The organism is Mucilaginibacter sp. NFR10 (assembly GCF_900100445.1).
Taxonomy (GTDB): Bacteria; Bacteroidota; Bacteroidia; order Sphingobacteriales; family Sphingobacteriaceae; genus Mucilaginibacter; species Mucilaginibacter rubeus.
The window spans coordinates 659,653-685,336 of record NZ_FMTV01000003.1 but is presented as its reverse complement, the minus strand read 5'-3'; the positions used below and the strand labels follow the sequence as shown (position 1 = coordinate 685,336).

General features: G+C 43.9%; 13 protein-coding genes. 12 read left to right on the top strand and 1 reads right to left on the bottom strand.

The genetic code is table 11. The features are described 5' to 3' along the window. Position 1 precedes the first annotated feature (1 nt). From rpsB to pyrH, 4 genes are all read left to right on the top strand, one after another. Positions 2–844 (top strand): 30S ribosomal protein S2, encoded by an 843-nt coding sequence (rpsB, locus tag BLP33_RS14155; protein ID WP_090529482.1) that lies wholly within the window; start codon positions 2–4, stop codon positions 842–844. A 166-nt stretch (positions 845–1,010) separates the two neighbouring features. Continuing rightward, positions 1,011–1,862 carry a translation elongation factor Ts gene (tsf, locus tag BLP33_RS14150; protein WP_090529479.1) on the top strand — a complete coding sequence of 284 codons (852 nt, stop codon included), beginning with the start codon at positions 1,011–1,013 and terminating at the stop codon, positions 1,860–1,862. Between the two features lie 157 nt (positions 1,863–2,019). Next, positions 2,020–3,141, top strand: coding sequence for an N-acetylglucosamine-6-phosphate deacetylase (gene nagA, locus BLP33_RS14145; protein ID WP_090529476.1), 1,122 nt, complete (start codon positions 2,020–2,022; stop codon positions 3,139–3,141). Between the two features lie 125 nt (positions 3,142–3,266). Then, positions 3,267–3,971 carry a UMP kinase gene (gene pyrH, locus BLP33_RS14140; RefSeq protein WP_090529473.1) on the top strand — a complete coding sequence of 235 codons (705 nt, stop codon included), beginning with the start codon at positions 3,267–3,269 and terminating at the stop codon, positions 3,969–3,971. Positions 3,972–4,183: 212 nt separating this feature from the next. On the opposite strand, the gene BLP33_RS14135 is transcribed toward pyrH, so the two are convergent. Then, complete coding sequence (locus tag BLP33_RS14135; RefSeq protein ID WP_254780137.1) at positions 4,184–6,682, bottom strand: M1 family metallopeptidase; 2,499 nt, start codon at positions 6,680–6,682, stop codon at positions 4,184–4,186. A gap of 471 nt (positions 6,683–7,153) precedes the next feature. Between BLP33_RS14135 and BLP33_RS14130 the strand changes: the two genes are divergently transcribed. The 8 genes from BLP33_RS14130 (at position 7,154) to BLP33_RS14095 (ending at position 25,484) form a co-directional block, all read left to right on the top strand. After that, positions 7,154–9,937: an ABC transporter permease gene (locus BLP33_RS14130; protein WP_254780135.1), complete on the top strand. Its 2,784-nt coding sequence runs from the start codon at positions 7,154–7,156 to the stop codon at positions 9,935–9,937. A gap of 188 nt (positions 9,938–10,125) precedes the next feature. Continuing rightward, positions 10,126–12,555: an ABC transporter permease gene (locus BLP33_RS14125; protein ID WP_090529471.1), complete on the top strand. Its 2,430-nt coding sequence runs from the start codon at positions 10,126–10,128 to the stop codon at positions 12,553–12,555. Between the two features lie 100 nt (positions 12,556–12,655). Then, positions 12,656–15,031 carry an ABC transporter permease gene (locus BLP33_RS14120; protein WP_090529468.1) on the top strand — a complete coding sequence of 792 codons (2,376 nt, stop codon included), beginning with the start codon at positions 12,656–12,658 and terminating at the stop codon, positions 15,029–15,031. Positions 15,032–15,210: 179 nt separating this feature from the next. After that, complete coding sequence (locus BLP33_RS14115) at positions 15,211–17,571, top strand: ABC transporter permease (RefSeq protein ID WP_090529465.1); 2,361 nt, start codon at positions 15,211–15,213, stop codon at positions 17,569–17,571. A 90-nt stretch (positions 17,572–17,661) separates the two neighbouring features. After that, the gene (locus tag BLP33_RS14110; protein ID WP_090529462.1) at positions 17,662–20,055 is read left to right on the top strand and encodes an ABC transporter permease; all 2,394 of its coding nucleotides are present in this window, start codon (positions 17,662–17,664) and stop codon (positions 20,053–20,055) included. Between the two features lie 341 nt (positions 20,056–20,396). After that, positions 20,397–23,708 (top strand): preprotein translocase subunit SecA, encoded by a 3,312-nt coding sequence (secA, locus tag BLP33_RS14105; RefSeq protein ID WP_090529459.1) that lies wholly within the window; start codon positions 20,397–20,399, stop codon positions 23,706–23,708. Positions 23,709–23,836: 128 nt separating this feature from the next. Then, complete coding sequence (locus tag BLP33_RS14100; protein WP_090529456.1) at positions 23,837–24,301, top strand: SPOR domain-containing protein; 465 nt, start codon at positions 23,837–23,839, stop codon at positions 24,299–24,301. Next, positions 24,294–25,484: a M20 metallopeptidase family protein gene (locus BLP33_RS14095; RefSeq protein ID WP_090529452.1), complete on the top strand. Its 1,191-nt coding sequence runs from the start codon at positions 24,294–24,296 to the stop codon at positions 25,482–25,484. Before BLP33_RS14100 ends, BLP33_RS14095 begins: the two co-directional genes overlap by 8 nt. The last annotated feature ends 200 nt before the right edge of the window (positions 25,485–25,684 follow it).

Here is a 25,684-nt window from a genome sequence, read left to right as displayed (position 1 = left end):
AATGGCAAGAACAACTTATCAGGATTTACTGGACGCTGGTGTACACTTTGGTCACCTTACCCGCAAATGGGATCCGAAAATGTCACAGTACATTTTCATGGAGCGTAACGGTATCCACATTATCGATTTAAATAAAACCTTAACTAAGGTTGAAGAAGCTGCTGCAGCTATAAAACAAATTGTAAAATCAGGCCGTAAGGTATTATTCGTAGCTACAAAGAAACAAGCGAAAGATATCGTTGCTGATTATGCAAAAAGTGTAAACATGCCATACATCACCGAGCGTTGGTTAGGTGGTATGTTAACTAACTTTGCTACTGTACGTAAGTCAATCAAAAAGATGTCAAACATCGATAAATTGACTAAAGACGGTACTTACAGCAACCTTTCTAAAAAAGAGCGTCTGATGATTCAGCGTGAGCGTATCAAATTAGAAACCCTTTTAGGTGGTATCTCTGATCTGAACCGTTTACCGGCTGCTTTATTCCTGATCGACGTTAAGAAAGAGCATATCGCGGTTTCAGAAGCATTAAAGTTGAACATCCCTACATTTGCTATGGTTGATACCAACTCTGACCCTTCAAACATCGACTTCCCGATCCCTGCGAATGACGACGCTACAAAATCAATCTCTTTGATCACCAGCATCATCATCAAAGCTATCGAAGAAGGTTTAGATGAGCGCAAACGCGAGAAAGAAGACGAAGCTGAAAAAGAAGCAGTAGCTGCAAAAGCTAAAGCTGATGCTCCTGAAGTTAACGAAGGCGGTAAAAGAACCCGTAAAGTTGCTGAAGTAGCTGCTGAAGGCGAAGCTGAAGCTCCGGCTGCTGAAACAGAAGAATAATCTTCCTTGTTAACCCTTTAAGGGAACAACAAAAAATATATTAATTCTCTCACCTCAGCAAGGGGTGGGAGATTTTTAATATTAAAAATAGTTGCAGGTTACAATGGCATAATACCATTACGGTAACTTGTAACCCGATATAAAAAATCTTAAAACTCAAAAAAACATGTCTACAGTACAAATTTCTGCAGCCGACGTAAACAAACTGCGCCAGCAAACCGGTGCCGGTATGATGGATTGCAAAAAAGCATTAACCGAAACTAACGGTGATTTTGAAGCAGCTATCGATTTTTTAAGGAAAAAAGGTGCTAAAGTTGCAGCAAGCCGTCAGGACAGGGAATCAAACGAAGGTGTTGTTATTGCACGTACTTCTGAAGATTTTAAAACCGGTGTTATCATCGAGCTTAACTGCGAAACTGACTTCGTAGCTAAAAACGCTGAGTTCATCGCTTTTGCAAATGAAATTGCTAACAAAGCTGTTGAAGCAAAACCAGCTTCAATTGAAGAGCTTTACGCCCTTGAAATCGACGTTGAAACTGCCCGCGTTAAAATCGGTGACGCGATCATCGAAAAAACCGGCAAAATCGGCGAAAAAATCGGTGTATCTAAATATGAAGTTGTTAACGGCGAAAAGGTTGTTGCTTACATCCACGGTAACTTCCGTTTAGGTGTATTGGTAGCTTTAAGCGCTGATGGTGCAGGTGCAGAAGATGCAGGTAAAGACGTAGCTATGCAAATTGCTGCTATGAACCCTATCGCTTTGGATAAAGATGGCGTTGACGCTTCAGTAATTGAGCGTGAGCTTGAAATTGCTAAAGAGCAGATCCGTGCAGAAGGTAAACCAGAAGCAATGGTTGAAAAAATTGCTGCAGGTAAATTGAATAAATTCTACAAAGACTCAACCCTGTTAAACCAGGAGTTTGTGAAAGATTCGTCTAAGAGCATTTCACAATTCCTTGACTCGGTTGAAAAAGGCCTTACAGTAACCGCCTTCAAGCGGGTAGCTTTGGGAGCTTAATCATATTATCCCCCGATGAAAATCGGGGGATTTTTTTTGCCCTGTTGTTTTTAATCAACCCCGTCATTGCGAGGTACGAAGCAATCCCCGATATGCAGAGCCGCTCTGTGGAGTTCGCGATTGCTTCGTACCTCGCAATGACGTAAAACGAAGAAACATGCCTATCGTCCTCCACAACCTTAAACTCATCTCTGCCGGCACCATCGCCGAAGGCAAAGCCGTTTTGATCTCAAACGGAACTATCATTGATGTTATTGACGAAAGCGCTATCCCAACGGAGAGTGAAAAGAAAGACCTGAACGGCGCATTCCTTGCCCCGGGATTTATCGATCTGCAGATCTACGGCAGCGGCGGTAAGCTTTTTGCCGGTACACCTACCGTTGAGGCGCTTGAACAATTGGAGAATGACCTGCTGAACCAGGGAACTATAGGCGTGTTTGCCACTATCGGCACCAATACCAATGAAATTGTGGAAACCGGTATTGAAGCGGCTAAGATCTATCGCGAAAAAAGCAGGGGGGCTTTCTGGGGATTGCACCTGGAAGGGCCGTATTTAAATCCTGCCAAAAAAGGCGCTCACCCCGAAAAGTTTATCAAAAAGGCTACTTTGATTGAGGTTAAAGGCTGGCTTGAAAAAGCTGATGGTGTTATCAAGATGATCACCATTGCGCCCGAACTGCAGGATCAGGAGGTAATTGATTATTTATATGAGCAGGGTGTTATCATATCATCCGGCCATAGCAACGCTACCTATGCCGAAGGCAAATCATTTTTAAAGAAACCGGTGCAGGCAGTAACCCACCTGTTTAATGCTATGCCATCCATGCACCATCGTGAGCCTGGTTATATTCCCGCTATTTTTGAAGAGCGGCCATATACCAGCATCGTAGCTGATGGTATCCATGTTGATTTTGCTATGATCCGCCTCGCCAAACGTGAGCTTGGCGACAAGCTTTTCCTGATCACTGATGCCGTTACTTCAACCAAAGAAGGAGCTTATCAACATGAACTAAGGGGCGACAGGTATACCATGCCCGATGGTACTTTATCAGGTTCAAACCTTACCATGCTTAAAGCAGTTGAAAATTGCGTTAAATTGGCCGGTATTGACCTGGCTGAGGCCGTAAATATGGCTTCATTATATCCCGCCGAGTTAGCATCGCAAACAAAAAAGGGTAAAATAGAGAAAGGCTTTGATGCCGACCTTGTTATTTTTAACGCTGATTTTGAAGTGCTTGGGACTATACTAAAAGGTGATTTTTTAACAAAGACAACATAAAATTTTAACACTGAAATTTATTCGCTATTTTTGGCGAACTACTCCCGTATGAACAGAGCTTTATCAATTCTTGATATAAACAAAAGCAGGTTTCATCTTTTTCTATTATTAGCAAATCACACCAAATGAAATACAAAAGAATATTACTGAAACTTTCGGGCGAATCGCTGATGGGCGCAAGGCAATATGGTATTGATAACAACCAGGTTTTGCAGTATGCTCATGACATTAAAAACGTTTATGATGCCGGTATCGAGATTGCGGTAGTTGTTGGAGGCGGTAATATTTTCAGGGGATTAAGTGCTGAAAAATCGGGTATGGAACGTGCGCAGGCCGATTATATGGGTATGCTTGCAACAGTGATTAACTGTATGGCGCTGCAAAATGCTTTAGAAAGCATTGGTGTGGAAACCCGTCTGCAATCGGCCATTAAAATGGAACAGATCTGTGAGCCTTATATCCGTCGCCGCGCTATGCACCACCTGGAAATGGGCAAGATCGTGATCTTTGGTGCCGGTACTGGTAACCCTTACTTTACTACTGATACTGCCGCTTCATTACGCGCCATTGAAATTAAAGCTGATGTGGTATTAAAAGGTACCCGTGTTGACGGCATCTACACTGCCGACCCGGAGAAAGACCCAAGTGCAACCCGTTACGACGAGATTACCTTCCAGGAAGTATATGATAAAGGCCTGAATGTAATGGATATGACCGCCATAACCCTTTGCCAGGAAAACAAGCTACCTATCATTGTATTTGATATGAACAAGGAAGGTAACTTTATGAAAATTGCCAAAGGCGAAGATATTGGTACGCTGGTAAAGTAATTTAAGCTAAAAGCAGAAGGCTTAAAGCCGAACTCAAAAAGCTCAAAGCTAATAACGCTAACACTCAAAACGCTTTTAGCTTTAGGCCTTAAGCTCAACCACATCGCTTTACGCTAAATACAAAAGGCCGCTCTTAACAAAGGCGGCCTTTTGTATTCAGGGTGAATGCACAAAGCTATAAAGCTTTTAGCTTTAAGCCTTTAGCTTTCTGCTTATTTGGCATCATTCACAGCCTTGATAGCATCGTCAGCAGCTTTTGCCGATGCATCGTCTTTCATAGTAGCACGCGAGGTTTTGATACCTTCCAGTTGGGTTACTATAAATGGTGCTGCTCCGTAAACCTTAAATTTAATGCCGGCATTTTTAAGCTCTTCAATACCTTGTTGAGCGTACTCGGGCTTATTCACTTTGGCCGTCATGTCAGCAAAGTTTTTAAGGGAATTGAACTTTTCCTGAATCCCAGCCTCGGTAAACGCATGGTAAACAAATGGCCATTCAGCATCATTACCATTAGTTGTATATAAAGTCATGATAGCGGCAGTTAACGCGCCTTTGTTGTCTTTTTCAAGACCTTTGGCTAAGCTTAATGCCTTGGCCGGGTCAAGTTGTGCTATGGCGTTTAAGGCAGCGCCCTGTACAGCGTATGATTCGCTCGATATGGATTGGGTAAACAAAGTCATATTACCGCTTGCTTTCAATTTGCCTAATGCTGTAATAGCAGCTGCTTTTACAAGCGTGTTATTATCGGCTTGAGCTAATGCGATCAATATTGGCTGGGCTGCATTGCGCACATCATCTTTAGTGAGGTTTAATGCCCTGATGGTTTTAATGCGCAGTCCATAATACTTATCCTTTAAAGCAGCAATCAAAATCTTTTGTGCTTGCGGACGGGTTTGATCTGATGCAGCAGCTTCTATCGCTTCGTAACGATCAAGGTAATTAGGGGCGTTGAAATACTGGAATGAAAACTCGTCAATTGTTTTATTGTCAGTTTTCTTGGTTAACAGGATTTTATCGGCATCAACATTCACCAAATCAGGTTTGCCGGTCAGTTGGTAGCTGATAGAATCTACCTTGTCATTCATCCACTCTTTACGGCGCACTTTTTTACCGCCCTGGTAAATATCAATAGCCATTGGCAGTTTAAAGGTTTGGCCATCCTGTGTTTGTTTCAGGTAAACGGTTTCGGTTTTAGTTGCCTCGTCCCATTTGTAGCTGATATTCAGTATCGGGTGACCGGCGCCATAATACCATTGGTTAAAATACCAGTTAAGGTCCTGGCCGCTGGCCTCCTCAAATGCTAAACGTAACTGTTGTGCTTCGCCGTTTTTGAAGGCGTTAGTTTTAAGGTAGATATTAAGGCCTTTATAAAATGCGGCATCGCCTAAATAATTGCGGAGCATGTTCAGGATGCGGCCGCCTTTTTGGTAGGTTACGGCGTCAAAAACGTCCTCTTTATCTGCGTAATAAAAGCGTACCAGGTTTTTGGTACTGGCTCCCTGCGATCTTAAATATGATTGCATATCCGCATAGTTATGCGCATCGGCTTCGTCTTTGCCGTATTTATGTTCGGCCCAAATGGTTTCGCTAAAGTTGGCAAATGATTCGTTTACGGTAAGGTTGCTCCAGCTTTCGGCAGTAACATAATCGCCAAACCATTGATGAAACAGTTCGTGAACAATGGTGCTGCGGCCGTTGTTGAAATTAGCATCTATCAACTCACGGTGGGTAGCCTGTACGTAATCGCCATGAAGGGTAGCCGATGTATTTTCCATAGCACCGCTTACGTAGTCGCGTACTACAATTTGTGAGTATTTAACCCATGGAAAATCAACACCTAAAGTTTTCGAATAAAAGTCGATAGCTTCGGGCGTGAAACCAAAGATCTCTTTGGCATAAGGCGCATATTTAGGCTCCAGGTAGTAGCTTACTTCTTTATCTTTCCACTTGTCTTTATAGATCTTGAAATCGCCAACGGCCATCATAAACAGATATGGCGAGTGCGGCAACTCCTGTTTCCAGGTATCGGTACGGGTTCCATCGGCATTAGTTTTTTGAGCAGTCAGTTTACCGTTTGATAGGGTTACATATTTTGCCGGAACGGTCATCGTGATCTCTTCGGTAGTTTTTTGGCTTGGCTTATCAATGGTAGGAAACCACGCCGATGAGCTCTCGGTTTCGCCCTGGGTCCAGATCTGGGTTGGCTTATCTTTTTCCGTACCGTCGGGATTGATGAAATATAAGCCTTTAGCGTCATTGATAGCTGCACTGCCTTTTGCTTTCAGCTCATTGGGCTTGGCGGTATAATCAATGTAAATGGTATAACTTTCGTTGTTGTGATATACTTTATCCAGTTTAATAGCTACTGAAAGGCTGTCCTGGTAAGTAAATTTAAGCGGGACGTTTTTTCCATTTTTTACCACCGAGATGTTTTTAAGGTCCATGCCTTTAGCGTCGAGCCTTAAGCTGTCAGTTGGATAAAAGTGAGGTTTCAAAGTAACCCATTCCTTACCGTACAGGTAACGTTTTTTGTAATCGAAACGAACATCAAGTTTGGTGTGGATAAGATCGTTGATTTTGGTTGGTACGGCCCGGTAGATTTTTAATGCCGGGTTTTCTGGCGGAGGGGTTTGCTGCCCGTAAGCGGTTGCCATAGCTGTGGTAAGCACACACGACAGCATGAGTTTTGTAATTAATTTGCGATCAGTCATATGTAGTACAAAAAGTTTGCTTTTTACAAGCTGTTAAGGATAGTTAATTTTCAAATATACACCCTGCCAGCCAAAATGTTTTGTGCGTAAATCACCTATGACGCACGGGATAGGATTATGTTACGGGAGAGTAGAGAAATTGTGAGTTTAAACCGGATGGCTTGGGAGTTAACAGGGTTAACACAATTCGTATTTTTATTGAATAAATAATTGAAAATAAGCTTTTTAATTAAAGAGGGGGTAACACCAAAGATTGGTTAAAGCTGTTCAGTTGTGGCTGGTGTTATCATGCCTGCTCAGGCTAAGGAATGACTCTGCTTAAAACCGGACACCAGATGTACGCTATCGTACAGTAATAACGGGTGTTTTTGTATAAATATTTGATATACAGATTTTTGTATAAATGGCACATGTTTTATTCGAAAATAACAGTTGTGCACTGCCTTTGATAAACTAACGCCCGTTTGAGAGATGAACTTGGATGACCACATTTGGAGCCTTGCTTCAAAGAAATTGGCTAATGAAGCTTCGGAAAAGGAGTTGCAGGAGCTAAACGCTTTGCTGGCCGAAAACCCGGAGCTGCATAGCCAGCTAAGGTTAATGTCGAAATGGTGGGATGATGGAGAGGAAAAGCCAAAGAGTGACGGTTCGGTTTTGTTTGGTAAGATCCAGGCAAAGATCAAAGATATGGAGGGTACAGGACAACCAGCGGTTGCAGTTGAAACACCCTCTCGGGTTAAACCTGAGAAAACCATGCAGGCTAATTATAACAGTACTGAAAAATTAAAACAACATAGTCCGTTTTTAAATAGCACCGCCATGATCAAAAATTATTTAAAGGTCGCTTTAAGACAGTTACGCAAGCAAAAAATGTATGCCGTTATTAAAATTGGCGGCTTTGCGTTTAGTATTGCGGCCTGCCTGCTAATTGCTCTGTACATTCGCGATGAGTTGAGTTTTGATAGAAGCTACCCTAATGCAGCTAATGTTTACCGTTTGCTTGGGCATTACCACGATGGCTCGGTAGATGAAAAAGGTGTTGATTGGCCTTCGGTGATGGCCAAAGTGATTAAACAGGACTATCCGGAAGTAGAGAAATCAGGTCGTTTAATGCCAAATTCACTTTTTTGGGGTGCCGGCGCCAATGAGTTAAAGCGTGCAGACCAGGCTGATAATACCCACGAAGAAGGTTTTGCCTATGCAGATCAGGGCCTGATAGATATTTTGAACCTGCCCATGGTTTACGGCGATTCAAAACATGCCTTGAGCGAGCCATTGAGTATGGTGATTTCAAAAAGCAAGGCAGATAAATACTTCCCCGGTCAAAACCCGGTAGGTAAGGTAATGTACCTAAACAATAACAAAACTAAACCTTTTAAAATAGCCGCGGTAATGCAGGATATCCCCGGTAATTCGCATCTGCACGATTTTAAGTTCTTTATCACCCTTGCCGGTGTTGAGTTCTGGAATGGCGAACAGGCAACCTGGGATGCCAATAATTATCATATATACATGGCGCTGAAACCCGGCACCAACATAGCACAGTTTAATAAAAAGGTAAATGATGGCATCCTGAAAAATTATTACATCCCCAGCATGACACATAATGGCGATAAACGCGCCAGCAGGGTAATGAGCATTTTTAATTTAGTGGTTCAAAATGTACAGGATATCAATTTACGCTCGTACGATATTCATGATGGCATGTCGCACGGGGATATCCGTTTCGTGTGGTTGTTTGGCGCGGTGGCCGGTTTTATTTTGGTGATTGCCTGTATCAATTTTATTAACCTTTCTACAGCCAAATCGGCTAACAGGGCCAAAGAGGTTGGGTTACGTAAAGTAGTTGGCTCGCAGCGAAGTGGTTTGATAAGGCAGTTTTTGGCCGAATCATTATTGTATAGCTTTTTCTCGTTTGTATTAGGCCTGATCCTGGCCTGGGTACTACTGCCATATTTTAATACGCTGGCGTCCAAATCGCTTACTATGCCGTGGGCGGTTTGGTGGTTAGTGCCGGTAGTGCTGGCGGCGGCATTCTTAATTGGCATTTTGGCGGGCATTTATCCTGCGTTTTACCTCTCGGGCTTTAAACCAGCCGAAGTGCTTAAAGGCAATTTAAGTACCGGAAGTAAAAGTTCGGTATTGCGTAATGTGCTGGTGGTTTTCCAGTTTGCTACATCTATTATCCTCATCATCAGTACGGTGGTTATTTATAACCAGATGCAATACCTGCTTAACAAAAAAGTAGGTTTTGAGAAAGATCAGGTGGTGATGATACAAGGTACCAATACGCTTGATAATCAGGTGAAACCATTTAAAAGCGAATTGCTGAAACTATCCACAGTTAAAAGTGCATCAATCAGCGATTTTTTACCGGTTTCGGGCACTAAGCGTAATGGCAACCAATTTTTTATTGAGGGAAGAGAAAAAATAGATCCTACTGTAGGTGGTCAGTTTTGGGATGTGGATCATGATTATCTCAAAACACTGGGCATTAAACTGGTGGCTGGCCGCGACTTTATTCCCGATATGAAAGCCGACTCGCAGGCGGTGATCATTAACCAAATGATGGCCAACAAACTCGGACTTAAAAATCCGATAGGGAAAAAGATAGTTAACTATGGCCCGGGTAAAACAATTATCGGCGTGGTGCAGGATTTTAATTTTAACTCGATGCGCGACGGTATCGAGCCATTGGTGATGCATTTAAGCTCAAGCGAATCGATAGTATCGGTAAAAATAAAAGCCGGTGATGTAAAAAAAGCGCTCGACCAAATCACTGCAACCTGGAAACAGTTTGCACCAAACCAGCCCATTAGATACACTTTTATGGACGAGCGTTTTGCCAGCATGTATGCCGATGTACAGCGTATGGGGCGTATTTTCACAAGTTTTGCGGTACTGGCTATCATGATTGCTTGTCTCGGTCTGTTTGCCCTGGCTGCTTTCATGGCCGAGCAGCGCAGCAAGGAAATAGGGATCCGCAAGGTATTAGGCGCTACTATTGGCAATATCACTGCAATGTTATCCATGAATTTTGTAAAACTGGTATTTATTGCCATTGTGATAGCAACGCCTATAGCCTATTATGCAATGACCCAATGGCTGCAGGATTTTACCTATCGCGTACAGCTTAGCTGGTGGATGTTTGCGCTGGCGGGGGTGGCCGCAATTATGATAGCCCTTGCTACGGTAAGCTATCAAAGCATTAAAGCCGCGTTAATGAACCCGGTAAAGAGCTTGAAAGCGGAGTAGAGCGGTTAGAGGTTGGAGATTAGAGGTTAGGTTGATTTTGGAATATAAAATATGTCATTGCGAGGAGGGACGACGAAGCAATCGCACGTTATACAGAGCGGCGATGCTTCCGTGCGATTGCCACGCTACGCTCGCAATGACATGTTTGAAAGCACTATAATGAACCATTGAACAAATGAACTAATAAAATGATTAAAAGTTATTTAAAAACGGCATGGCGGTTTTTGTTGAAAAACAAAACCTTTAGTTTAATTAATATAGTGGGATTGGCTACAGGTACACTGTGTTGCCTTTATATTTTGCTTTATGTGCAGGATCAGTACAGTTATGATAAGCAACACAAAGATGTTAAAGACCTGTACCGTATTACCACAACGCTTGAGCTCACGGGTGATAAGCATGATGGCGCGGCAAGCTCGCCGCCAATAGCGCCGGCCATGAAAAATGATTTTGGCGAGGTTTTGCAGTTTACCCGGTTAGTTACTACCGAAGGTTTTGGGGCAAAGCAGCACCTTTTGCGCTACAAAGAAAAATCATTTTATCAGCAGGATGCGGCTTATGTCGATTCTACTTTTTTTGATGTGTTCAACTTTCATTTTGTTAGCGGTAATGCTAATAAGGTACTCTCCGAACCTTATAGTATTGTATTGTTGAAACCGGTTGCTGATAAGCTTTTCGGGGGAGAAAATGCTATAGGCAAAATGATCTCTATCGACAATTCATTCGGTAAGCATGATTTTAAGGTTATGGGGGTTGTTGACGAAAGTGCCGGCCGGTCGCACCTTCATGCCAGTATGTTTATGGCCATGAACAGCGGCGGTTTGGGCGAGTATGTAAGGAGGAATACCGCCTGGGCCGGGAATAACTTTTTATACGCTTATGTAAAACTACGTCCCAATGCCAGCGCTGCCGCGCTGGAAAAAAAGCTTCCGGACTTTTTAAATAAATACGGTGCCGACCAACTGAAGGCCATCGGCATGAAAAAGGCGCTGCACCTGCAGCCTGTAACTACCATTCATACAACGCCAGGACATGAGCATGAGCTAACCAAAACACTTGATCCTGCATTCCTGTACATTATGATACTGGTAGCTGTACTGATACAAGTAGTGGCTTGTATCAACTTCATGAACCTATCAACAGCGCGGGCATCCAAACGTGCCAAAGAGGTTGGCGTACGCAAGGTAATAGGAGCGGGCCAGGGCGATTTGATGAAGCAGTTTTTAGGCGAATCGTTTATGCTGACCCTCATGGGCGTAGCCATAGCGTTACCATTACTCGTATTGCTGCTACCATATTTAAATCAGGTAACCCATACAGATATTCATTTATCGTTTTTTAGCAATTATAGGCTTTGGCTAATGCTGATGGGCATAGTTGTGGTTACTGGTTTTGTGGCCGGAAGCTATCCTGCATTTTACCTGTCGGCGTTTAAGGCTATCAAGGTGATCAAAGGGAATTTTACCAGTCATATTTCGGCGGCAGGGATCCGTAAATCATTGGTAGTATTTCAGTTTGTGCTGTCGATTGTGCTTATAACAGGCATTATTGTGATCTACAGCCAGCTCAATTTCGTAAAGAATAAAGATCTTGGCTTCGACCAAAATCAAAAGCTCATCTTTAATTTTTATACCAATACCACGCAGGGCAAAATGAAAAATTTTGCAAATGATTTAAGGCAACTGGCCGAAGTTAAGACCGTTAGCAATGCTGATAATTACCTGAGCCAGTTTGTACCGCATGATCACGGAGTTTACACGGCAGGGGGCAATATGACCACCGCCATCGATGCACAAAATATTAATACCGATGAGTTTTTTGCCAAAGCCAATGGTATTAAAATAATTGCCGGCCGGGACTTCCGGATAGGGGATACTACCCGGGTACTCATTAATGAAACCTTATGTAAGCGCCTGGGACTAAACCCGCAGACTGCTCCGGGTACACGATTGTATACCCAATATGATCCGGACCCGGTAACCTTTGTTGAAGTGGCCGGGGTAATGAAGGACTTTAATTACAACTCCCTGCATATGGAAGTAAAGCCGTTTATGCTGGTTTACCGTAATGATCCGAGGCAGTTTAATGTGATGGTGGTATCAACAGATAGCAAAAACTATAAATCGCTGCTGGGCAAAATGGAAGCGCTGTGGCGTAAAGACATAGCCGACGCACCATTTGAATATTCTTTCTTAGATACCGAGGTGCAAAAGCAGTATGAAACTGAAGTTACCTTGTCGCAAATTATTAATGCCTTTACGCTGATGGCGATAGTGATATCCTGCCTTGGCCTGTTTGGCCTGGCAGCTTTCAGTGCCGAACAGCGCAGTAAGGAAATAGGTGTACGTAAGGTGCTCGGCGCCAGTGTAACGGGTATTGTGCAGTTATTGTCGAAAGATTTTGTACAACTGGTGCTGATAGCCCTTGTAATATCCACGCCGATAGCATGGTGGGGCATGAGCAAATGGCTGCAGGCATTTGAATACCGGGTAACTATAAGCTGGTGGATGTTTGCCCTGGCCGGTGTGCTGGCTATGGTAATAGCCCTGCTAACGGTAAGCACACAAGCCATAAAAGCTGCAAGAATGAACCCTGTGAAGAGCTTGAAGGCGGAGTGACGAAAGTCATTCCGTCATTTGCTTCGCGTCATCAGGTCATTGAGTTAAAAATGACTTAATGGCTGATGACCCAATGATATAAAGTAAATGAACTAAGCATATGATAAAAAACTATTTAAAAGTAGCCTGGCGTAACTTGCTGCGTAATAAAACGCATGCATTTATTAATGCTGCGGGGCTTTCGGTAGGTTTGGTGTGCAGCCTGCTGATCATGCTTTGGGTGCAGAATGAACTGGATATGGATTCGTGGTTTAAAAATGGGTCGCGGATCTATGCAGTTTATGAGTTACAAAAATACGATCATAAGCTGCATGGTAGTTACAATACTCCGGGCCGTACTACCGAAGAGATGAAAAAAGTATTCCCGGAAGTACAGTACGGTGCAAATATGGGTTTCGACCAATGGAATACCTTCCAGGTAGGCGATAAAATATTAAAGATTGGCGGTACCTCCGCCGGCGAAGATTATTTTAACATCTTTAGTTATAAACTGCTTCAGGGTTCGGCCAAAACTGCATTAAATACCCCAAAGAGCTTGTCCATCTCACGTAAAATGGCTAACCGGTTTTTTGGCAGCGCAGAGGCAGCCATTGGTAAAACAATCCGCTATGAAAACGCTAAAGATTTTACAGTTACTGCTGTATATGAGGACATGCCGAATAACAGCTCGCAAAAGTTTGATTTTGTGATGAACTGGTATAACTTTTTGGATGAAAACACCTGGGCGCGCGACTGGGGTAACCAGGGGCCAGCCGCTGTTATTATGCTTCGCCCTGATGCCGACCCGGTGAAGTTTGCCAAAAAGATCCCTCATTTTTTAGATTCTTATAATGGTACAAACCGTAAAACATCAACTTTTATCATCGACCTTGGGATGATGCGTTATAGCGATACTTACCTGCGGGGCAATTTTGAAGATGGAAAAATTGTAGGAGGGCGTATTGAATATGTACGTATTTTCAGCATAGTGGCGGTGTTTATTTTGTTGATAGCCTGTATCAACTTCATGAACTTAACTACAGCTCGCTCGGTTAAGCGGGCTAAAGAGATTGGGGTACGCAAGGTAGTAGGTGCCGTGCGTTCGGCTTTAATAGGCCAGTTTATTGCCGAGTCGATGCTCATTACCGCACTTTCGGTTTTGGTTTCCCTGATATTGCTTGTACTGTTGTTGCCGTTGTTTAACGAGGTAACCCAAAAGCAAATTGAATTGCCCTTTTATGATGCTGCTTTTTGGTTTAAACTTGGGGTAGTTACGTTTGTAACCGGTTTAGTATCGGGGAGTTATCCGGCTTTATTCCTGTCGTCGTTCAATCCGGTTAAAGTGCTCAAAGGAGCACTGAAGCTTGATACCGGTACCACTTTGTTCCGTAAAGGGTTGGTGGTGTTTCAGTTTGTACTATCAATTGTGCTGATTACCGGTACTATAGTTATATCGGGACAGATGAATTTTATCCAGTCGAAAAATTTAGGGTATGACCGCGAAAATCTGGTTTATATTCCGCTTGAAGGTGATTTGACAGCCAAATACAGCACTGTTAAGCAAGAGGCTTTGAGAATGCCCGGCGTGCAATCAATTACCCGGATCACCACTACGCCAACCAATATCCAGAATGGAACTGGCGGTGTTGACTGGATAGGTAAGGATCCCAATGTTAATATCCAGTTCACCCAGGCATCGGTAGGATACGATTTTGTGAAAACTATGAAGATCAAAGTATTGCAGGGTCGCGATTTTTCGAAAGACTTCCCGACGGATTCTGTTGGCTATATTCTTAACGAAGCCGCGCTGAAAAGGATAGGGTATAAAAACCCAATAGGCCAGCCGCTGACTTTTTGGGGCAAACATGGCAAAATTGTAGGTGTAATCAAAGATTTTCATTTTAACTCCATGCATGAAGAAATTAAACCATTGGTGTTAAGATGTGCCGAAAACGAAAACTATGGCAGTATCCTGTTACGTACGCAGCCCGGCAAAACCCGCGAAGCACTGGCCAGCATGGAAAAGTTGTGCAAACAGCTAAATCCGGCCTTCCCGTTCAATTATAATTTTTCGGATGAGGAATACCAGAAGTTGTACCAGAACGAGCAGGTAATTGGTAAGCTATCAGATGCATTTGCCTTTTTAGCCATCTTTATATCATGTCTTGGCTTGCTTGGTTTAGCCATGTTCACAGCCGAGCAGCGCGTAAAGGAGATAGGCATCCGCAAGGTACTGGGCGCGAGTGTAGGCTCGTTGTTCAGGCTTTTATCATCGGAGTTTATGTTACTGGTAGTAATCGCCTTACTTATTGCTTCACCAATAGCCTGGTATGCTGCTTCAAAATGGCTGCAGGGTTATGCTTACCGTACACAGGTACAATGGTGGATGTTTGGACTATCGGGCACGTTAATTATTTTGATAGCGCTGGCAACTGTAAGTTTCCAAAGTATTAAAGCAGCGCTGATCAACCCGATAAAAAGTTTGAGGTCGGAATAATTTGATATCGGATTTCGGATGTTCGATTTCGGAGTTAAGAAATAATATTTTATCTCATTGTGAAGAGCGATGAAGCAACCGCATACTATACAGAGCCTATTTGCTTAGCATGCGGTTATCCTCCGGCAATGACTAAATGATAGGCCACCAATGAACAAGTGAACCAATGAACTATAATCATGTTAAAGAATTACATCAAAATCGCGTTCCGTAATATTGTTAAAAACAAGGTGCATGCCTTTATTAACATTGCGGGTTTATCGGTGGGGATGGCAGTGGCCATGCTTATCGGTCTTTGGATCTGGGACGAGCTATCGTTTGATAAGTACCATAGCACCTACAATCGCATGGGGCAGATTATGGTTACACAAACGGCAAATGGCGAAACGCCTACTTTTCGATCGACCGTGGTGCCGCTGAGTGCCGAATTGCGCACTAAGTATGCCAGCGATTTTAAACATACTTCGCTTTTTTGGGGTGGGGCGCATATTCTTTCGGTAGGTGATAAAAAGATATCACAAATTGGGGCCTGGGCCGAGGGTGATTTGCCGGCCATGCTTGCGTTGAAAATGGTAAAAGGCAGTTATACCGAGTTTAGGGATCCTTCATCAATAGTTATATCTCAATCAATTGCCAAAGCGCTGTTTGGCAATGCCGACCCGGTCAATAAAACTATCAAAGCTGATAATAAAACAAACTTAAAAGTTATCGGCGTATATGAAGACCTGCCACGCAATACTTCATTTTATGAAACAAAGTTCCTGATGCCCTTTTTTAATAAAAACAACTGGTGGGGCACGCAAACGGGAGCATGGGACAATCATGGCTGTTCATTGTTTGTTCAGCTGGCCGATAACGTGGATTTTGATAAAGTATCGGCTAAGATCAGAAACATTACCAAGCCACATTTCAAGATGAATGATGAAAGTATACAGGTGCACCCCATGAGCAAATGGCACCTGTACAGCGATTTTAAAAACAGCAAACCTGTTGGCGGACTTATTGAAATGGTTTGGCTGTTTGGTATTATCGGGGTATTTGTATTGTTACTGGCCTGTATCAATTTCATGAACCTGAGTACCGCCCGAAGTGAGAAACGTGCTAAGGAAGTGGGGATCAGAAAGTCTATCGGCTCCATGCGCTCACAGCTCATCAATCAGTTTTTGAGCGAATCGGTAATATTTGCCTGTTTGGCGCTGGTAGTTACACTGGGTATAGTTTTGGTTGCGCTGCCATCATTTAATCATATTGCTGATAAACAAATAAATATGCCATTTGGCAATGTTTGGTTTTGGCTCCTGGCTTTGGGTTTTACCTTGTTTACAGGCGTCATAGCAGGCAGTTATCCGGCATTTTACCTTTCATCATTTGAGCCGGTGAAGGTTTTAAAGGGCACTTTCAAGGTCGGCCGTTTTGCGTCTCTGCCGCGTAAGGTTTTGGTTGTTGTGCAGTTTACGGTATCCATAGCGCTGATTATAGGTACTATCGTTGTGTTCAGGCAAATCCAGTATGCTAAAGACAGGCCGGTTGGTTATTCACGCGCGGGCTTGCTTTCTATCGAAATGAAGACCCCTGAGATTTACGGCCATTATGAAACCATGCGTAACGACCTGATCCAAACTGGCGCGGTTGAGGATATGGCCGAATCAAACAGTACTACTACAGAGATTTGGGCAAATAATGGTGGGTTCGATTGGGAGGGCAAGCCCGCAGGCTTCGACCCCACTTTTGGTACCGTTGCTATAACTTATGATTTTGGGCATACTGTAGGCTGGAAAATTATCCAGGGCCGCGATTTTTCAAGAAACTTCCCAACAGATACCGGTGCCTTTATCCTCAACGAATCGGCAGTGAAAATGAGTGGTATTAAAAACCCGGTGGGCAAAGTGATCAGGTGGAATAAACAGGATCATGTTATTACGGGCGTGGTGAAGGATATGGTGATGGAATCGCCTTACAAAAAAACTGTAGCTACGGTATTTATGATGTTACCGGGCTGGGTTAATTTCATAACGCTGAGGGTTAAACCAACCATGCCAATGCAGGAGGCACTTAAAAAAATTGAACCGGTATTTAAAAAGTATAACCCAGGTAGCCCCTTCGATTTTAAGTTTAATGACGATGAATATGCGCACAAGTTTTCGGATGAGCAGCGCATAGGTAACCTTGCCACCATCTTTGCAGTATTGGCTATATTTATATCATGCCTTGGCTTATTTGGTCTGGCTTCGTTTGTAGCCGAGCAGCGTATCAAAGAAATTGGCGTGCGCAAGGTGCTCGGTGCATCGGTAGCTAACCTGTGGCGGTTACTTTCTACAGAGTTTGTTGTGCTTGTTACCATTTCACTGTTTATCGCTATACCAACAACGTATTATTATATGAACAACTGGCTGCACAGGTATGAGTACCGATCAACCATAACCTGGTGGATCTTCGCGGCATCAGGAGTTGGCGCCGTGGTAATCACTTTATTAACGGTTAGCTACCACGCCATAAAAGCGGCGCTGGCCAACCCGGTGAAGAATTTGAGGAGTGAGTAAGACCTCACCCAACCCTCTCCAAAGGAGAGGGCTAATAAATTAATAATCAAATCAAAGATCCCTCCCCTTTGGGGAGGTTAGGAGGGGTAAATGTTTAAAAACTATTTAACCGTTGCGTGGCGAAATCTTGTTAAGAACAAGGCACATACGCTTATCAATATTACAGGCCTGTCGGTAGGTATGGCAGTAGCTATGCTTATTGGCCTGTGGATATGGGACGAGTTATCGTACAATAAAAACTTCGATAATTACGACCGAATAGTTCAGGTTTGGCAAAATCAAACATTCAATGGAGTAACGGGCTCGCAAACGGCTATGCCTATACCTCTGGGTTATAAGTTGCGGAACGACTATAAGCACGATTTTAAATACGTGGTGCTCTCCTCCTGGAACTATGGGCACATCATGGCCTATGGAGAAAAAAAGCTGACTAAGGAGGGAAGCTACATGCAGGCCGAAGCGCCTGATCTGCTTACTTTAAAAATGCTGAAGGGCACACGTGATGGTTTGAAAGATCCATCATCTGTTTTACTTTCGGCAACATTGGCCAAGGCCTTGTTTGGTGATACCGATCCGATGCTTAAAACCATCAAAATAGATAATGTATGGAATGTTAAAGTGACCGGCGTTTATGAAGACATGCCGCATAATTCCGAGTTTCGCGAGCTGGGTTTCATAGCGCCATGGGATTTATATATGACTACCGCCGCCTGGTTAAAACGGGCCGAAACACGTTGGGGCAATAACTCCTGGCAAATTTTTGCTCAGCTGAAGCCTGGTATCAACGCCAAAAAAGTATCGGCCGAGATCAAAGATCTTAAACTGCGTGCGATTAAAGCGCAGGGAGACGACGTTGGCGCCAGCTTTAAACCGGTAGTATTTCTGCATCCAATGAGTAAATGGCACCTTTACTCGAGCTTTAAAGATGGCTTTAATGTTGGCGGCGATATCAAATTTGTATGGATGTTTGGTATTATCGGCGTGTTTGTGCTGATGCTGGCCTGTATCAATTTCATGAACCTGAGTACCGCCCGTAGTGAGAAACGTGCCAAGGAAGTGGGGATTCGTAAAACGGTGGGCTCGTTAAGGAGCCAGCTGATCAGCCAGTTCTTTATCGAGTCGGTAATATTAGCGTTGTTCGCATTTTTAATTTCGGTTTTACTGGCGCAGCTCACGCTATCGTGGTTCAATGGCGTGGCCGATAAAACCATGCACATCCTTTGGGGCAACGCGGTTTTCTGGCTGCTGGGTTTAAGTTTCAGCATTATCACAGGGCTAATTGCCGGTAGTTACCCGGCATTTTATCTGTCGTCCTTTCAACCGGTTAAGGTTTTGAAGGGTACATTCAAGGCCGGCCGCTATGCAGCAGTGCCGCGTAAAATACTGGTGGTACTGCAGTTTGCTGTGTCGGTTACGCTAATCATCGGCACTATCATCGTGTTCAGGCAGGTGCAGTTCACCAAAAACAGGCCTATCGGTTATGAACGTACGGGGTTGGTACAGATAGATATGCGTACCGATGAAATTCATAAACATTTTGAAGCCGTAAGGAACGATCTGCTTAAATCGGGGGCTATTATTGAAATTGCCGAGTCTGGTAGCCCGCTTACTGCTGTGTACTCCAATAACAGCGGCTTAAACTGGCGGGGAAAACCTGCCGGTTTACAGGATGACTTCGCCACGATAACCCTTAGTCCGGAGTTTGGCAAGGTTGCCCAGTGGAAGTTAATTGAAGGGCGCGATTTTGAACGCAACAATGCAGGCGATTCGTCAAGCATGATTGTAAACGAAACTGCCGCCCGTTTCATGAATTTTAAGCACGCTGTAGGCGAAACAATCGACTGGGGCAAAAAATTCAAGATCATAGGCGTGGTAAAGGATATGGTGATGTCGTCGCCATATGAGCCGGTTAAGTCATCGATATTTGTGCTGGATAATGATCCGGGCGGGCTTGTGGATATCCGTTTAAACCCCAAAATGAGCGCCCACGACGCTATTGCCAAAATTGAGTCAGTTTTTAAACAATATGCGCCCGGCAGCCCGTTCGAATATAAGTTTACCGACGAAGAGTATGCCCGTAAATTCACCAACGAAGAGCGCATTGGCAAGCTGGCCGGCTTCTTTACGCTGCTTGCCATTTTTATCAGCTGCATGGGCTTGTTTGGTATGGCATCATTCATGGCCGAACAGCGTACTAAGGAGATTGGTGTACGCAAAGTGCTGGGTGCTTCAATATTCAGCCTATGGCAATTAATGTCGAAGGAATTTGTGCTTCTGGTATCGGTATCATTATTGATAGCCATACCAACAGCTTATTACTTTATGCAGGGCTGGCTGCAGGATTATAAATACCGGGCCGATTTATCATGGTGGATATTTGGCCTCACCGCAATAGGAGCTATCGTCATAACGCTGCTCACCGTAAGTTATCAAAGTATAAAAGCAGCTTCAATGAACCCGGTAAAAAGTTTGAAAACGGAATAGAGTAGTTAGTGATTAAAAATTAAGGATCAGTTTTACCCCGTTGTCGTGCCCCCTCGACAACGGGGTGGGAGTTTTCTGGACCTAAATTTATAGAATTTAATGAATTAACCGGATGCCAGGCAAATTCCAAAAATCTTTAATTCGTTTAATTCGAGTTCAGACATTCTGAGTCAGGCAATAACAAATACAAACACCGTAATGTCAATCTTACATCCACGCATAACGGTTTAAAGCATTATCCTTTCGGCATTCGGCACAAAATCTTACATTTGCCTGTCAATTTGGCTCTAACGGCTGCTATGGCGCAATTGTTGAACCGGGTTGTATCATAATAAAATAATATGTTAAATTTTATCAGTAAGCTTTTCGGAAGCAAATCAGAACGGGATGTAAAAAGTATACAGCCTATAGTTGAGAAAATTAAGGCTGAATATGCTAAGCTTGGCTCCCTGAGTAATGATGAGCTTAGGGCTAAGACCATATATTTTAAAGAAACCATTGCCGAAGGCCTTTCTGGTATCGACAGTGAGATACAAGCCATCAAAGATCGTACAGAAAACGAGCTTGATATGGATGTAGCCGAAAAAGTTGAGCTTTATACTCAGCTTGATAAGCTTGAAAAAGATCGTAATAAAGAGCTTGAAGATATATTGATGAATATATTGCCCGAGGCATTTGCTGTAGTTAAAGAAACAGCAAGCCGCCTGGCTGCCAATAGTTCATTAGAAGTTACTGCCACCGAGTTTGACCGCACGCTGGCTGCCCGCAAACCAAACGTTACTATTAAAGGCGATAAAGCTTTTCATAGCAGCACCTGGATAGCAGCCGGCAACGAGGTTACCTGGAACATGGTTCATTATGATGTACAGCTGATTGGCGGTACTGTACTGCACCAGGGTAAAATATCGGAAATGGCCACAGGTGAAGGTAAAACGCTGGTAGCCACGCTGCCTGCGTACTTAAACGCCCTTGCCGGACAAGGTGTTCACATTGTAACGGTGAACGATTACCTGGCCCGACGAGATAGTGAGTGGATGGGCCCATTATATGAGTTCCATGGGTTATCTGTTGATTGTATCGATAAGCATGAACCAAACTCTGAGCAGCGCCGTGCTGCTTATTTGGCTGATATTACTTTTGGTACCAATAACGAATTTGGTTTTGATTACCTGCGTGACAATATGACACGCAGCCCTGAAGAACTGGTACAACGCAAACTGCATTATGCCATGGTGGATGAGGTTGACTCCGTTTTAATTGATGATGCCCGTACACCTTTAATTATATCAGGCCCTATACCACGTGGCGATGAGCATGAGTTTTATGAGCTTAAACCACGCATCGAGCGTTTGGTTAATGCGCAAAAAAACTACGTTAACGGCGTATTGAACGAAGCTAAGAAAGCTATTAACGACGGTAATACCGATGTTGATGGTGGTGGCTTAGCTTTGTTACGTGCTTTCCGTGGTTTGCCAAAAAGCAAAGCATTAATCAAATTTTTGAGCGAAGGTGGTAACCGTACCATCCTGCAAAAAGTAGAAAATCACTACATGCAGGATCAGGGAAAAGAAATGCCAAAGGTTGACTCTGAATTATTCTTCGTTATTGATGAAAAGAACAATCAGGTTGAACTTTCTGAAAAAGGTATTGAGCTGATCACCGCATCCGGCGAAGATCCTCACTTTTTTGTGATGCCTGATGTAGGTACCGAAATTGCTGAAATTGAAAAATCATCCTTAAGCGCTGAAGAAAAGATCGCCCGTAAAGACGAATTGATGCGTGACTTCTCCATTAAATCTGAACGTATCCATTCAGTTAACCAGTTACTGAAAGCTTATACCCTGTTTGAAAAAGATACCGAATACATTCTTGACGAAGGCAAGGTAAAGATAGTTGACGAACAAACCGGTCGTGTATTGGACGGCCGCCGTTACTCTGATGGCTTACACCAGGCTATTGAGGCTAAAGAAAACGTAAAAGTTGAGGATGCTACCCAAACTTTTGCAACCATTACCCTGCAAAACTACTTCAGGATGTACCATAAGCTTTGCGGCATGACTGGTACCGCTGTTACCGAAGCAGGCGAGTTTTGGGAGATCTACAAACTGGATGTGGTTGAAATACCAACCAACACCCCAATTACCCGTGATGACAAGCAAGACCTTGTTTACCGTACTGTACGTGAAAAATACAATGCGGTGGCCGAGGAAATTGTTAGTCTTACTCAGGCTGGCCGCCCGGTACTGGTTGGTACAACATCGGTTGAAATTTCTGAATTATTAAGCCGGATGCTTAAACTGCGCGGTATCAAACATAACGTACTGAATGCCAAAATGCACCAGAAAGAGGCCGATATTGTGGCCGAAGCTGGTAAAGCCGGCACTGTTACCATTGCTACCAACATGGCTGGTCGTGGTACGGATATTAAACTGGGCCCTGGTGTTAAAGAAGCCGGTGGTTTAGCCATTGTGGGTACCGAGCGTCACGAATCGCGCCGTGTTGACAGGCAGTTGCGCGGTCGTTCTGGTCGCCAGGGTGACCCGGGTTCTTCACAATTCTTTGTATCGTTAGAGGATAACCTGATGCGTTTATTCGGATCAGAGCGGATCTCAAGCCTGATGGTACGTATGGGTATTGAAGAAGGCGAAGTGATCCAGCACTCCATGATCTCCAAATCAATTGAGCGTGCACAGAAAAAAGTGGAAGAAAACAACTTCGGTATCCGTAAGCGCTTACTGGAATATGACGACGTGATGAACTCACAGCGTACAGTAATCTACACTAAACGTAAAAATGCATTGTTTGGCGAGCGTTTGGATGTTGACCTGAGCAACACCATTTTTGATGTGGTTGAGGACATTGTTACCGAATATAAAGAAAGTGCCAACTACGAAGGCTTTACCTTAGAAGTGATCCGCTTGTTCTCAGTTGATATTGAGCTTAGCGCTGATCAATTTGCATCAACAACAATTCCGGCATTAACCGATTTGACTTTCCAAACGGTAATGGATTTCTATAAACGTAAACAGGAAGCAGTGGCACAACAGGCTTACCCGGTTATTAAAGATGTTTATGAAACCCGCGGCCAGTATGTTGAAAATATCGTTGTTCCGTTCAGTGATGGTATCCACGGTATCCAGGTAGCTGTTCCGCTTAAAAAGGCGGTTGAAAACCATGGCCATGAGGTATTTAAATCGTTTGAGAAAAACGTTACCCTGTACCTGATCGACGATGCCTGGAAAGAGCACCTGCGCGAAATGGACGAGTTAAAACAATCGGTACAAAACGCGGTTTACGAACAAAAAGACCCATTGTTGGTTTACAAGTTTGAAGCGTTTGAATTGTTCAGGGGGATGTTGGCTAACGTGAACAAGGAAATCGTAAGCTTCTTGTTCCGCGGGGGGATCCCGGTTCAGCAACAGGCCGAAGAGGTAAGGGAAGCAAAGCCCGAGCCAAAGCTTGATCTGCGTAAAATGAAAACCACCAAGGCCGAAGTGGTGAGCGAAAGTAACGGCGTGCCTATGGATGATTTTCCACAGGAGCCGCAAAAGATCACCCCGGTAAGGGTTGAAAACAAAATTGGCCGTAATGACCCCTGCCCTTGCGGTAGCGGTAAAAAATACAAAAATTGCCACGGCGTAGGGCAGAATTAAGCCTTTGAAAATGTCATCCCGAACTTGTTTCGGGATCCCATAGGATAAGTTGCCAGCATGATGCCAACCATGCTCGTGGGGTGCCGAAACAAGTTCGGCATGACAACATTTATTAAAAAATAAAAAGAATGAAAAAAGCAGTATTTGATCATCAAGCTAAACCAGCCGTTATCAGATACTGCTTTTTTGTTTTATTACTGCTTGCATCAACCCAAGGCTTTGCACAAACCCGCGGCAAGGTTGAAGTGATCAAAGACCCGCTGGTTGACAGCCTGATAGCTAAAAGATTTACGCTGAACAGTACAGCAGGTACCGATGCTGCCGGTTATTCATCCTACGGCTACCGCGTACAATTCTTCAGCGGCTCAAACCGAAAGGATGCCTATAACGCGCAAAATCGGTTGCAACAGCAATATCCCGAACTGCGTACTTACATCAGCTATCGCGAGCCCAACTTTAAAGTGAAAGCAGGCGATTTTCGTACACGTCTCGAAGCTGAAAAACTGGTACAGGAACTGCGCTCGTCGTTTTCGAGCATATTCATCATTTCCGAAAAAATAAATCTTCCTAAAACGGATCCTAATAATGATTAAAGAGCAAATACAGGAATTATCCGCAAAAATATTCAATGAGGTAGTGGCCAATCGCCGCCACCTGCATGCTAACCCGGAGCTTTCATTTCATGAATTGCAAACCTCGGTTTTTGTAGCCAACAAGCTTGAAGAGCTTGGCCTGGAATACCATAAGATGGCCGATACAGGTTTGGTAGCCCTCATTAAAGGCGAAAAACCGTCTGACGCCGGCAATGTGGTTGCCTTGCGTGCCGATATGGATGCGCTTCCGATATTGGAAGCTAATGATGTTCCGTATAAATCGCAAAACCCGGGCGTAATGCATGCCTGTGGCCACGATGCGCACACGTCATCATTATTAGGTACAGCTAAAATATTAACCGAATTGAAAAGTCAGTTTGCAGGCACCGTTAAACTGATCTTTCAACCTGCCGAAGAAAAACTGCCCGGCGGTGCCAGCCTCATGATTAAAGAGGGCGTCTTGGAAAACCCAAAACCCGCAGCCGTTTTAGGCCAGCATGTGATGCCTTTGATCGATGCCGGTAAAGTAGGCTTTCGTGCAGGTAAATATATGGCCTCAACTGATGAACTTTATGTTACTGTTAAAGGTAAAGGCGGTCACGGTGCCCAGCCGCAGCAAAATATCGATCCGGTTATCATTACTGCACATATATTAACCGCGCTACAGCAGGTGGTGAGCCGCTTTGCCGATCCTAAAAGTCCGTCGGTATTATCATTTGGTAAGGTAATAGCCAATGGGGCTACCAACGTGATCCCTAACGAGGTTTACCTGGAAGGTACTTTCCGCACCATGGATGAGAAATGGCGCGAGGAAGCTCACAAACGCATGAAAAAAATGGCTGAAGGCATTGCCGAAAGCATGGGCGGAAGCTGCGATTTCAATATCATGCGTGGTTATCCGTTCCTGATCAACGAAGAAAAATTAACCCATGCCACCCGCGGCCATGCCGAAGCTTACCTGGGGAAAGAAAACGTGCTCGACCTGGATATCTGGATGGCTGCCGAAGATTTTGCTTATTACTCGCAGGCTGCCAGCAGCTGTTTTTATCGCCTCGGCACCCGTAACGAAGCCCGGGGAATAACTTCATCTGTGCACACACCTACTTTTGATGTGGAAGAAGATGCATTTAAAATAAGTACCGGTTTGATGGCTTATTTGGCGGTTAAACAGTTAGGTAACTAATTTCAAGAGATTAGAGGTTGGTGATTAGAGATTAGTTTTAGTCACGGAAATCAATTTTTATAACTATAAAAAGGGTATCATGCTGAGCAAGTCGAAGCATGGTGGGTTGGCCTCTCCGCGCGAGTCTTCGACAGGCTCAGACTGACAGGCCTTCCCATTTACCGCCGATGTCTCCATGATTCGCCATCCGACGCGTATCT

What these genes read in the sequence shown, in the direction of transcription:
- tsf (WP_090529479.1), top strand. Translation starts at nt 1,011, where the DNA reads ATGTCTACAGTACAAATTTCTGCAGCCGACGTAAACAAACTGCGCCAG.
- BLP33_RS14115 (WP_090529465.1), top strand. Translation starts at nt 15,211, where the DNA reads ATGTTAAAGAATTACATCAAAATCGCGTTCCGTAATATTGTTAAAAAC.
- BLP33_RS14110 (WP_090529462.1), top strand. Translation starts at nt 17,662, where the DNA reads ATGTTTAAAAACTATTTAACCGTTGCGTGGCGAAATCTTGTTAAGAAC.
- BLP33_RS14135 (WP_254780137.1), bottom strand. Translation starts at nt 6,682, where the DNA reads ATGACTGATCGCAAATTAATTACAAAACTCATGCTGTCGTGTGTGCTT.
- BLP33_RS14120 (WP_090529468.1), top strand. Translation starts at nt 12,656, where the DNA reads ATGATAAAAAACTATTTAAAAGTAGCCTGGCGTAACTTGCTGCGTAAT.
- BLP33_RS14095 (WP_090529452.1), top strand. Translation starts at nt 24,294, where the DNA reads ATGATTAAAGAGCAAATACAGGAATTATCCGCAAAAATATTCAATGAG.
- nagA (WP_090529476.1), top strand. Translation starts at nt 2,020, where the DNA reads ATGCCTATCGTCCTCCACAACCTTAAACTCATCTCTGCCGGCACCATC.
- rpsB (WP_090529482.1), top strand. Translation starts at nt 2, where the DNA reads ATGGCAAGAACAACTTATCAGGATTTACTGGACGCTGGTGTACACTTT.
- BLP33_RS14130 (WP_254780135.1), top strand. Translation starts at nt 7,154, where the DNA reads ATGAACTTGGATGACCACATTTGGAGCCTTGCTTCAAAGAAATTGGCT.
- BLP33_RS14125 (WP_090529471.1), top strand. Translation starts at nt 10,126, where the DNA reads ATGATTAAAAGTTATTTAAAAACGGCATGGCGGTTTTTGTTGAAAAAC.
- pyrH (WP_090529473.1), top strand. Translation starts at nt 3,267, where the DNA reads ATGAAATACAAAAGAATATTACTGAAACTTTCGGGCGAATCGCTGATG.
- BLP33_RS14100 (WP_090529456.1), top strand. Translation starts at nt 23,837, where the DNA reads ATGAAAAAAGCAGTATTTGATCATCAAGCTAAACCAGCCGTTATCAGA.
- secA (WP_090529459.1), top strand. Translation starts at nt 20,397, where the DNA reads ATGTTAAATTTTATCAGTAAGCTTTTCGGAAGCAAATCAGAACGGGAT.